The organism is Streptomyces albidus (ex Kaewkla and Franco 2022), from assembly GCF_013870515.1.
GTDB lineage: Bacteria > Actinomycetota > Actinomycetes > Streptomycetales > Streptomycetaceae > Streptomyces > Streptomyces albidus.
Genome location: NZ_JACBXA010000416.1, coordinates 1 through 3,111 on the forward strand (window position 1 = coordinate 1; position 3,111 = coordinate 3,111).

At 72.2% G+C, this 3,111-nt stretch carries 3 protein-coding genes; all 3 read right to left on the reverse strand.

Features of this window, described 5'->3' with window-relative positions:
• The coding region (locus tag H5J26_RS29840; protein WP_181769078.1) for an ATP-binding protein at positions 1–1,163 on the reverse strand (1,163 nt) is incomplete at its 3' end.
• Positions 1,160–2,809 carry a cobyric acid synthase gene (locus H5J26_RS29845; RefSeq protein ID WP_181769079.1) on the reverse strand — a complete coding sequence of 550 codons (1,650 nt, stop codon included), beginning with the start codon at positions 2,807–2,809 and terminating at the stop codon, positions 1,160–1,162. The genes H5J26_RS29845 and H5J26_RS29840, both read right to left, overlap by 4 nt.
• On the reverse strand, positions 2,806–3,111 hold a 306-nt coding region (locus H5J26_RS29850; RefSeq protein WP_181769080.1), incomplete at its 5' end, for a cobalamin biosynthesis protein. The genes H5J26_RS29850 and H5J26_RS29845, both read right to left, overlap by 4 nt.

The window sequence follows — 3,111 nt, forward strand, 5'->3', positions numbered from 1 at the left end:
TGCTGCTCCTGCTCCTCGCCCCGGTTCTGCTCGGGCAGCGATCCCTCCGAGGGGCCGCCGGCGGGCGGTTCGTCCTGCGAGGGAGGGCAGCCTCCGTCGTCGTCTCCCGGCCCGTCGGGGTCGGGATCGGTGTCGTCGTCGGTGCCGCTGTGCTGCTGAAGGGTCTCGTCGAGCTTGTCCTCGTCCAGACCCGGGGCGTCGAACGGGTTCCGCCTGCGCCGGTGCGGGAGAGCCAGCAGCGCCGCCTGCCGTACGTCCTCCGCGAGGACGTCGGTGCGGCCGGCCCACGCGGCCAGCGCGGTGGCCGTACGTGCCATCACCAGGTCGGCGCGCATGCCGTCCACCTCGAACGCCGCGCAGGTCGCCGCGATCTGGCGCAGCGCCGCGTCGCCGAGCCGCACCTCGGGAAGCAACTCCCTGGCTGCCGTGATCCCTTCACGCAGCGACTGCTCCTCCTCGGCCCAACTCGCGGCGAAACCCGCCGGGTCGGCGTCGTAGGCCAGCCTCCGCCGCACGACGTCCACCCGCTCGTCGGTCGCCCTGGAGGCGGTCACTTCGACCGTCAGCCCGAACCGGTCGAGCAACTGCGGCCGCAGTTCGCCCTCTTCGGGGTTCATCGTGCCGACGAGGAGGAAGCGCGCCGCATGCCGTACGGAGACGCCTTCACGCTCGACGTACGAGGCGCCCATGGCGGCGGCGTCCAGCAGCAGATCCACGAGGTGGTCGTGGAGCAGGTTGACCTCGTCCACGTACAGGACGCCGCGGTGGGCGTCGGCCAGCAGGCCTGGCTGGTAGGCCTTCACGCCGTCCGCCAGCGCCCGTTCGATGTCGAGCGCGCCCACCAGGCGGTCCTCCGAGGCACCGACCGGGAGTTCCACCATCGCGGCGGGACGCATCGTGCCGCCACCCGTCTCGTGCGGCCCGTCCGTGCAGTCCGGGTCCGGCGCGGACGGGTCGCAGGAGAACCGGCAGCCGGGGACGACCGCGACCTTCGGCATCAGCGCCGCCAGCGCACGTACGGCCGTGGACTTCGCGGTCCCCTTCTCGCCGCGAACGAGAACGCCGCCCACGGCAGGCGAGACCGCGTTGAGCAGCAACGCCAGCCGCAGGTCGGACATGCCCACGATCGCTGAGAAGGGGTAGGGGCTCCGTGTGGTGCTCATGCTGCTCCTGCTTCCTTCGCTACTCGCGTGGGAGGGCCGGTCTCCGCCGGCACCGTGCCCTCCTTCGACCGGGGTGCTCCCGGGGGGACGAACGGCAGGCCCGGGGGCGGGCCGGACTCGATCAGCCGCAACAGGGCGCCCGTGTCGGCGTGTTCCTCGATGAGGTCGCCGAGTCGGTCCAGCTGCTCCTCGCGCAGCCGCGCGAAGCTGGTGTCGGGTGCCGGTACGAATCCCGTACGTCCCGCGTCGATTGCCACTCGCCGCAGAAAGGCCCGCCGGAAGCCGTCGCTCTCCAGTGACCCGTGCCAGTGCGTACCCCAGACAGGGCCGGTCCGGCAGCCGTCGAGTGCCTCGCCGCGCGCATCGGTGAACAGGGGCTCCCCGCCCAGCACTTCGGCGATGCCGTGATGGATCTCGTAACCCTCCGCGTGCTCGTCCAGTGCCGAACCCGCCGGTCTGGCAAGGGTCTTCTCCTGGGCGAAGCGGACGCGTACCGGCAGCAGGCCCAGCCCGTCGACGGTGCCCGCCCGCGACTCCACTTCGTCGTCGATCCGCTCTCCCAGCATCTGGAAGCCGCCGCAGATGCCCAGTACGGGGCGGCCTTCCGCCACCCGACGGCGCACCGCGTCCGCGAGCCCGCGACCGTGCAGCCACTCCAGTGCGCGTACGGTCCCGCGGGTGCCGGGCAGCACCACCAGATCGGCGTCGGCCAGCTCCTCGGGGCGGTCCGTGAAGCGGACGACCACTCCCGGCTCGGCGGCGAGCGCGTCGACGTCGGTGAAGTTCGACATCAGGGGCACCGGCACGACCGCGATGCGCAGCACGTCCGTGCCGTGCGGCGGGGCCGTCACCGACTCCCGCACGGTTCCGCGCAGCGAGACCCGCAGCCCGTCCTCCTCGTCGATGCCCAGGCCGTGCCGGAAGGGCAGCACACCCATCACGGGCCGACCGGTGAGGCCGCGCAGCATCTCCAGCCCCGGCTCCAGCAGCGTGACGTCACCGCGGAACTTGTTCACCATGTAGCCGGCCAGCAACTCCTGGTCCCGCGCGGCCAGCAGCGCCGTCGTGCCGAAGAAGGAGGCGAAGACGCCGCCGCGGTCGATGTCACCGACGACCACCACGGGCAGTCGCGCGCTGCGCGCAAGCCCCATGTTCACGATGTCGGTGCGCCGCAGGTTGATCTCAGCGGGGCTTCCCGCCCCCTCGCAGATCACCGCGTCGTGCGTGCGCCGCAGTTCGGTCAGACATTCCGTGACGGTGCCGAGAAGCTTCTCCTGCCGTCCGGAGTGGTAGCCGCCGGCGCTCATCTCGCCGACCGCCTTGCCCAGCAGCACGACTTGACTGCTGCTGTCGCTGCCGGGCTTGAGCAGCACCGGATTCATCAGGGCACTCGGCTCGGTGCGCGCCGCGGCGGCCTGCATGGCCTGCGCCCGTCCGATCTCGGCGCCCTCCCGCGTCACGTACGAATTCAGCGACATGTTCTGCGCCTTGAAAGGCGCGACCTTGAGCCCCTTGCGTGCGAGCCAGCGGCAGATGCCGGCGGTGACCACGCTCTTGCCCGCATCCGAGGTCGTGCCCGCGACGAGCAGTCCGCCTCCGAGAGCGCGCCCGCCTCCTGATCCGCCCGTGCCTCTGGTCCCGTTCACCGAATCCCCCTCCCGGCCCGCGCACGGGCCACAGCGAACCGTCCGCCCGCACCCGCGGCCGTGGTGAGGAGCAGCGCGAGTGCGCCGACCCTGCGCGAGAGCTGAACGGTCCGCGAGATGTCCGCTGTACGCGCGGCTCGGCCCCGGGAGTTGAGCACCGGACGGTGCTCCGTACGGCCGCCGTAACTGAGGGTTCCGCCCAGCTGAATACCCAGGGCGCCCGCGAAAGCAGCCTCCACCGGACCGGCGTTGGGGCTCGGATGCCTGCCGGCGTCGCTGCGCCGGACCCGTACGGCGCCGCT